The organism is Methylobacter sp. Wu1, from assembly GCF_036553575.1.
Lineage (GTDB): Bacteria > Pseudomonadota > Gammaproteobacteria > Methylococcales > Methylomonadaceae > Methylobacter.
The window spans coordinates 125,006-131,060 of sequence record NZ_JAZHOC010000048.1; the positions used below are offsets into that span (position 1 = coordinate 125,006).

General features: G+C 36.9%; 9 protein-coding genes. 5 read left to right on the forward strand and 4 right to left on the reverse strand.

What is annotated here, in order from left to right:
- Positions 1 to 21: 21 nt before the first annotated feature.
- Positions 22 to 546: an Hsp20/alpha crystallin family protein gene (locus tag V2P20_RS08285; RefSeq protein WP_331817753.1), complete on the reverse strand. Its 525-nt coding sequence runs from the start codon at positions 544 to 546 to the stop codon at positions 22 to 24.
- Positions 547 to 1,271: 725 nt separating this feature from the next.
- On the opposite strand from V2P20_RS08285, the gene V2P20_RS08290 reads away from it, so the two are divergent.
- Positions 1,272 to 2,087: a sterol desaturase family protein gene (locus tag V2P20_RS08290; RefSeq protein ID WP_331817754.1), complete on the forward strand. Its 816-nt coding sequence runs from the start codon at positions 1,272 to 1,274 to the stop codon at positions 2,085 to 2,087.
- 229 nt (positions 2,088 to 2,316) lie between these two features.
- Here V2P20_RS08290 and V2P20_RS08295 read toward each other — a convergent pair whose 3' ends face one another.
- Positions 2,317 to 2,730, reverse strand: a complete 414-nt coding sequence (locus tag V2P20_RS08295) for a GFA family protein (RefSeq protein ID WP_331817755.1) — start codon at positions 2,728 to 2,730, stop codon at positions 2,317 to 2,319.
- Between the two features lie 81 nt (positions 2,731 to 2,811).
- Between V2P20_RS08295 and V2P20_RS08300 the strand changes: the two genes are divergently transcribed.
- Both V2P20_RS08300 and V2P20_RS08305 read left to right on the forward strand, forming a co-directional pair.
- Positions 2,812 to 3,177 carry a DUF3301 domain-containing protein gene (locus V2P20_RS08300; protein WP_331817756.1) on the forward strand — a complete coding sequence of 122 codons (366 nt, stop codon included), beginning with the start codon at positions 2,812 to 2,814 and terminating at the stop codon, positions 3,175 to 3,177.
- A gap of 318 nt (positions 3,178 to 3,495) precedes the next feature.
- Positions 3,496 to 3,843 (forward strand): DUF2956 family protein, encoded by a 348-nt coding sequence (locus tag V2P20_RS08305; protein WP_331817757.1) that lies wholly within the window; start codon positions 3,496 to 3,498, stop codon positions 3,841 to 3,843.
- Between the two features lie 205 nt (positions 3,844 to 4,048).
- Here the strand turns inward: V2P20_RS08305 and V2P20_RS08310 are convergent, their stop codons facing one another.
- Positions 4,049 to 4,420, reverse strand: a complete 372-nt coding sequence (locus V2P20_RS08310) for a DUF6164 family protein (RefSeq protein WP_331817758.1) — start codon at positions 4,418 to 4,420, stop codon at positions 4,049 to 4,051.
- A 264-nt stretch (positions 4,421 to 4,684) separates the two neighbouring features.
- Here V2P20_RS08310 and V2P20_RS08315 point away from each other — a divergent pair, with 264 nt between their 5' ends.
- Both V2P20_RS08315 and V2P20_RS08320 read left to right on the forward strand, forming a co-directional pair.
- A complete protein-coding gene (locus tag V2P20_RS08315) occupies positions 4,685 to 4,891 on the forward strand; it encodes a SlyX family protein (protein WP_331817759.1) in 207 nt (68 codons plus the stop codon).
- Between the two features lie 162 nt (positions 4,892 to 5,053).
- The gene (locus V2P20_RS08320; protein WP_331817760.1) at positions 5,054 to 5,452 is read left to right on the forward strand and encodes a HEAT repeat domain-containing protein; all 399 of its coding nucleotides are present in this window, start codon (positions 5,054 to 5,056) and stop codon (positions 5,450 to 5,452) included.
- A gap of 70 nt (positions 5,453 to 5,522) precedes the next feature.
- Here V2P20_RS08320 and V2P20_RS08325 read toward each other — a convergent pair whose 3' ends face one another.
- Positions 5,523 to 5,726: a hypothetical protein gene (locus tag V2P20_RS08325; protein ID WP_194970496.1), complete on the reverse strand. Its 204-nt coding sequence runs from the start codon at positions 5,724 to 5,726 to the stop codon at positions 5,523 to 5,525.
- Positions 5,727 to 6,055: the final 329 nt, after the last annotated feature.

The following is a 6,055-nucleotide window of genomic DNA, read 5'->3' on the forward strand; positions in this document are numbered from 1 at the left end:
TGTTTTTTCGAAAAAAGCAGCTCAAAGTAAGCAGACATCACATAATTTCAATGTTTCTGCGCTTATTTTGTTCTGATTTGGGTATGGTAATGTCAAGTATGTCATCCTTGCATGATGCTTTAGCTTTCTCGCCATCCACACGAGTAGATAAGATAAAGTCCGTTGAAAAAACTCACCGCGGCTTATTGCTTGGCAGTAATAAGCCTCGTTTTTTGTTTCATTTTCCTGCTTGGAAAATGCACGGATAGTGACAGTTTGATTGCTGATTGAAACGTCCGGATTTGCTTTCTTTACGCTTGATTGGGCGGCTCGAACTTTTATTTCATTATCGTGCTCGATAATATCAATCCTTGAAAAATTTTGGCTTAGAGAGCATTCTCTTTCCAGCCAAATTGGAAATTTCCGGTCCGGTTGCGGCCAGCGGCAAGAAAGTAGATTGTCAAACCAACGATCCAAGTCATCAAAAGCAATCAACCCAATGCCCAGGAGCGACGAGGTTGGTATTGCTTTAGCGATATCCTTATCGTTGTCTTTATCTTTTCTCATAAATTTCGTCCTAACTATGCACAACTGACAAATACAGCGGAAAAAATCTTCATGCAGATAATCTGGATGAAGTGAATCAATGCCAGAACTTGTAGAAAAATTCCAAAGCTTAAGCAAAGGTTCTAGTTTTTTCCTGAGACAAAATGTAGCGTATTTTCTGAAGCAGTAGAATTGGTGCAAATACCTAGGTAAATCAACGCAAATTGATCATATCGTTATCTTAATGAGTGTTTTGAGCCTTAGAGTGATTGTTGTTCAATAAAATCAGGCTCAAAATTTCCCTAGCTTGTTTCGGTTGACTTTAGAAAGCAATAATCAATTGCAGAATCACCCATCGCCGACAGATCTGTTTATCTCAGAAATCACTGATAAATGGCAGAATATAGAAAACTTGTCTGCCAAATTATGAAAACTTCATGAAATGGCAGTCAATTTGCGGGGCATTTTTTACGCCTCAGTATCTTGACTATAAGGCATAAAAATTATTCAGGTTTTCCGTTCACTCATAAGGCGCGACTAAGGTTCGCCTGCTAGATTGAATGATAATATTAATGACGCAACGTAGAGAGGGATTGAAGAGATTAAGCGTTTTTTGTAATATTAACCTTTTGAATTATAAGGGTAAATAATTTTAGTACAGCTTTAGAGCATCAAGTGAATTGTTAGTTAAGACGTCAAATTTTCTTAAATTGTAAGTTTATTCATACTTAAAATATAAGGAGGATATGATGCTGCGAAAATTTTTTTCCGAACTTTCATTTCCTATTGTTCAATCGTCCTTACCTGAAATTACCTACGAGCAACTACAATTGCTTGTGATTCTGATAGCTTTCATCGCCATGTTGATATTTGAAAGCTTCTATACCCGTGAGAAGCCGTTAAAAACTTTTCGGCGAAGCTATTTAACCAACATCGTTCTGTTTATTTTCAATAGCGCAGTGATGTCGCTCTTGTCGGTTTGCTCTTTATTGACTATTGCTGATCAGTATTCTACAGGAGGATTGCTGAGCCAGATTTCTAATCCCATTATTAAGATAGTGGCGTCATTCATGCTTCTCGATTTGACTTTGTATTTCTGGCATAAGGCTAATCATACCTTTGACTTCCTTTGGATGTTTCACAAAGTGCATCATAGCGATCCCTTCTTTAATACTTCAACAGCATTTCGCTTGCATTTTGTTGAGTTGTTGCTGACTACCGGCATAAAAGCACTTTATATAATTGTATTAGGCGTGGATAAGGCCGTAGTGATCATCAGTGAAGCTGTTATTACTGTATTTGTCATATTTCATCATATGGATATTTCAGTTCCAGGCGAAAAATGGCTGGGCCAGTTTATCATTGTTCCTTATTTGCATAAGGCTCATCATTCAGTTCGGCGAGAAGAACATGATCGCAACTATGGCGCCGTATTTTCAATATGGGATCGCTTATTCAATACTATGATCGAGGTAAAACCCGTGGAAATTGGTCTTAAATATGTGAAGGCCCGAAGCTTTATTGAATTGCTGTTTTTCGGGTTTTCACGGGCTTATCCATAACTATTGGGCCTGAATTGTTAGAATCTCTGTTGAATAACACGCTTGCCTAAGGATGGGATTCATAAAAGCGGATATATGATTTCATCCCAAGCTATGCCTTTAAACCGTGAAGATAGATATTTAACAGTTGATTTAGTCCATGTTTCAATTACATTAAGCTGAGAAGTCATAAATTATCTCGGCAATGATGTGGGTAAGCCTAAAATTGGTAAATTTATAGAATGAGTGATTAATGCCATGGATTGCCGTCAAATTTTGGTAGATCAGGGTTCATGTAGTCCCATGGTTGAGCATCGGCTACCCAGATATCCCGTTGCGGTTGAAAAATACTTGGATCATCCAGTGTTGCCGCAGTAACTGGTCGTAATTCAGTAAAAGCGCTGTTTCTGCCGAACAGTGTACTCCCGCATTCGGGACAGAAGGCTCGATAAACAGTATGGCCGCTGGCAGCAATAGTTGCGTATTCCTTATAGTTGCCGGTTACCTTAAGAGCTGGCGCTGACACAAGCAGGGCCGCTAAATAAGGGGCGCCTAGCGCTTTTTGACATGATCGGCAATGACAATTAAAACCGCTGATGGGCTTGGCTGAAATTTCATACCTGACAGCTCCACAAAGACAACCACCAGTAATAGGGAGTTTCATAATGTCTCCAGAAAACAATAGTTTATGATAAATCTTCATATAATGAGCGCAACATACCGGAACTTTAACTGTCCATAGCGCATGGAAATTGATATTGTTTTAATCAGCTTATTAATCATGGCTTATCTGTACTGGTCTAGTGCCCAGCAGATAAAATCAATAGCGATTAAAGCGACCAGGCAGCATTGCTTGGATATGGATGTTCAAATGTTAGATGACTATATTGCTTTGAATGATCTCAAGTTAAGAAGAGATAAAACAGGGAAAATGCATTTGTGCCGATTATTTCAGTTTGAATTTTCTTCAACCGGAAATGAGCGATATAACGGACAAGTTGTAATGTTAGGATATCGGATTGAATCAATTCAAATGGAACCGTATCGATTGCCTAAGGAGGCAGGAAATGAGTGTGAAAAAAGGTTTTATGAAGAGTTGGTGGATGAGTAACGATTGTGTACTCATGGACGAAGTGACTATGAGTTGAAATGTTCGGAATACGGCGTTTTTACTCGAAAATTTAAGAGCTTATTACCGAAGAATTGGCATTGGAAGAAAGAAGTTCATTACGCGGACAATGCAGAAGAATCATAAGGTCGGGTCATATTAAGTATGAATTACCGGTCGAGTTGAAGCAAGTAACAGCAGGGCTTGCCAATAAAAGAGTTTTTTACTCTCCATTTGGACTATAGCTTTTGTCTTTGCTTTGATGATTTTCGTTTTGTAAAAATTGTTTTTTTCATTAAGCGAATGGGAAATCAATAAATTATGATCAAACAGAATTATCAAGAGCCATCGCGAAAAGTTCAGGATGAACCTGTAAAAGAAATTAGGGAGGCCCGGTTGTCCAGCCAAATCAAACTGATTGTCCAAGGTATTCGAAAAAGGATTGATCCGTATAGAAAGCAACAGAAAGGTAGCGCTATATGCTTAAATGGAAAGCTTAAAAAAGTTTCAAGTCAATATGCAGGGTTGGCGGAGCTAGACAGTCAGCAAATACAGGAACTACATATTTATCAAACGCATTGGCGGGCATGTTCTTTATTAGTATTGAGGTTGTCTTGGTGGTTGATAATCTTGACATGGGTGGGTCTAGGTTTTTATTTGTTGATTTGAAAATTTATAGGTTTATGGGGAAGCACGCAACGCACTAGATTTCGGACCTACTAAGTAAGGTGGCGATTATGGGCTTTGGAACTGTTTTTAAACTACTGCTTCTTTTAGTTTGGCCTATGCTTTTGATTTTACTGTATCACTGTTCCAATAAAGAGAAATTCAAGCAGAGGCTTAATAAGTTCAGGCGAAATGAGAATGATAAAAGCTAGAATTTCAAGCCAAATTCAAACATCATCTTAACGGAGATATATAGAATAAACAGGATGGCTCCTAAATAAACGATAAATCGCAATGGCCTTTCTTTGATGCTGCTGATAAATGAGACATTTACTCCCGATTTTTTTAGTTGCAGATATTTTTCACGCTCGGTGATCAGTCTTTGATGCTGGTATTCATCAAGCAATTGCCGGGCTTTGACAAGATCTTCATCTTTTATCAGCCAGAGTGCAGGCATGGATATGCCCCAGTTTCCAGCAGATGTCTCGTAATAGTCAATCCCGTTTGATTGTAATAATGCACGAATTTCATCGGCTTCGTCTTCGGGAACATTTGTAAGTCGAAATAGTAGAGTGGACATTTCAAAAATTAAGATTAAAACATTAAGTCATTTTGAGGTTGAGTGAGTGATTTTTTGACCATAAATTCAATAAAATGTTAATTTTCAGGCAAGCTAAACCACGCAAATTATCTCTCTAACTCTGCATTTGAATAAATAAGTTATTGTAATTTAATGCATATTAAAAGTTACAAGTCTTTCATTCTAGCTCGGCAATAAAACTCATGAATTAAATAAATTGGGAGAAAATTGCAATGTCAATCAGGAAATTTCAATAAATAAATTATGCATAAAGATCGAATAATAGAACTAGAAATAAAAGTAGCTTATCAAGAGGACCTTATTCAAGAGCTAAATAAAATAGTTAGTCAACACCAACAGCAAATAAGTCGACTAGAATCAACTTGCAAATTGCTTAATGAACGCATTAAGAGTCTGTTAAATGTTGTAAATGCAGAAGAGAACATTGATCAGACACCTCCTCACTATTAGTAATTAAAAATGATCCAAAAGAGAAATGATAAAAATAAGACTTAAAAAAATTGGATCAGAATTAAAAGTGATTTCTTTCACAAAAAACTTATAAACTAATGATTTATGGGGCTATTTTAAATAAAATGTGCAATCAGTGCAGAGGTTAATGGCGGCGAAAAAATGGCAAACTATGAAACAGTGACAATTTCAGGTAGAAGTTACAGCGAAGAAGATATATTGAAAGAGCCTGATGAATATATCAAATTAGAATGTATCGATTTATGTTTTGCTTTAAATACATTGATCAATGATGAATCTGCGTTAGTAAGAGCAGCGGTAGCTCGCAAAAAGGTGGGGCATGAAATACTGGTCAATGATGATAATTGGCGTGTTCGTGCGACAGTGGCAAAATACTGCGATGATAAAACGCTGCTGGATGCTTTAGTTAACGATGAAAATGATTATGTTCGCTTTATTCTAGTGAAGCGAGGGCATGCGTTAGAGAGATTTGTTAATGATCAGGATGAGGAAATTGCTTCCATAGCGAAGTATGGTTTGCAAAATTTGCAAATAATGTAGTTGATCTGTTGATTTGCGATTAAATGCTAATCGATTATTTTTTATCAGATTTGTATGGTGGCTCCTTAACTTATTTTGATTTAACAAATTTTCGAGCAAAATCTTTGGCGGAAATATCAAGATCAATATACTGATTAAACAAGTCATTAACATCTACTGGGTTTAAATAAGCATAGATGCCGTAACCTTTGGTAGCAAGGAACGCTTCGCTTAATTGACTTATAAATTCCTGTCGCATATTGCTTTCTGTTTCAATAGACTTCTTATTATTCATTTTATCTCCTAGTTACAGATCAGTATGAAGTAACGGCTATGATTTTATAAGGTAAAATTTGGAAGCTGAGCATATCGGAAATATGTTATCCATAGATAAATCTTCAACTTTATGTGCAGAAATAGCAAGTTAATTGATACATGCTATCTTTTGATTTTATTTTTTCTAAAAAGTAAGAAGATAACAATACGAATAATTACTTAATTAATCGCTTGACGAATGAAAAAAAGCCGGTAGAATACGCCTCTTCCTTCGGGGCAGACGCCTCGGCAGGGCTTCAGGGAAGGCAAGCAAAGTCGACAGGGTGTTGACAAACGGGTCAGATCGGT

Excerpts from the sequence above, each read along its gene's own strand:
- V2P20_RS08310 (WP_331817758.1), bottom strand. The coding sequence starts at position 4,420 with ATGTCCACTCTACTATTTCGACTTACAAATGTTCCCGAAGACGAAGCC.
- V2P20_RS08325 (WP_194970496.1), bottom strand. The coding sequence starts at position 5,726 with ATGAATAATAAGAAGTCTATTGAAACAGAAAGCAATATGCGACAGGAA.
- V2P20_RS08290 (WP_331817754.1), top strand. The coding sequence starts at position 1,272 with ATGATGCTGCGAAAATTTTTTTCCGAACTTTCATTTCCTATTGTTCAA.
- V2P20_RS08300 (WP_331817756.1), top strand. The coding sequence starts at position 2,812 with ATGGAAATTGATATTGTTTTAATCAGCTTATTAATCATGGCTTATCTG.
- V2P20_RS08320 (WP_331817760.1), top strand. The coding sequence starts at position 5,054 with ATGGCAAACTATGAAACAGTGACAATTTCAGGTAGAAGTTACAGCGAA.
- V2P20_RS08295 (WP_331817755.1), bottom strand. The coding sequence starts at position 2,730 with ATGAAACTCCCTATTACTGGTGGTTGTCTTTGTGGAGCTGTCAGGTAT.
- V2P20_RS08285 (WP_331817753.1), bottom strand. The coding sequence starts at position 546 with ATGAGAAAAGATAAAGACAACGATAAGGATATCGCTAAAGCAATACCA.
- V2P20_RS08305 (WP_331817757.1), top strand. The coding sequence starts at position 3,496 with ATGATCAAACAGAATTATCAAGAGCCATCGCGAAAAGTTCAGGATGAA.
- V2P20_RS08315 (WP_331817759.1), top strand. The coding sequence starts at position 4,685 with ATGCATAAAGATCGAATAATAGAACTAGAAATAAAAGTAGCTTATCAA.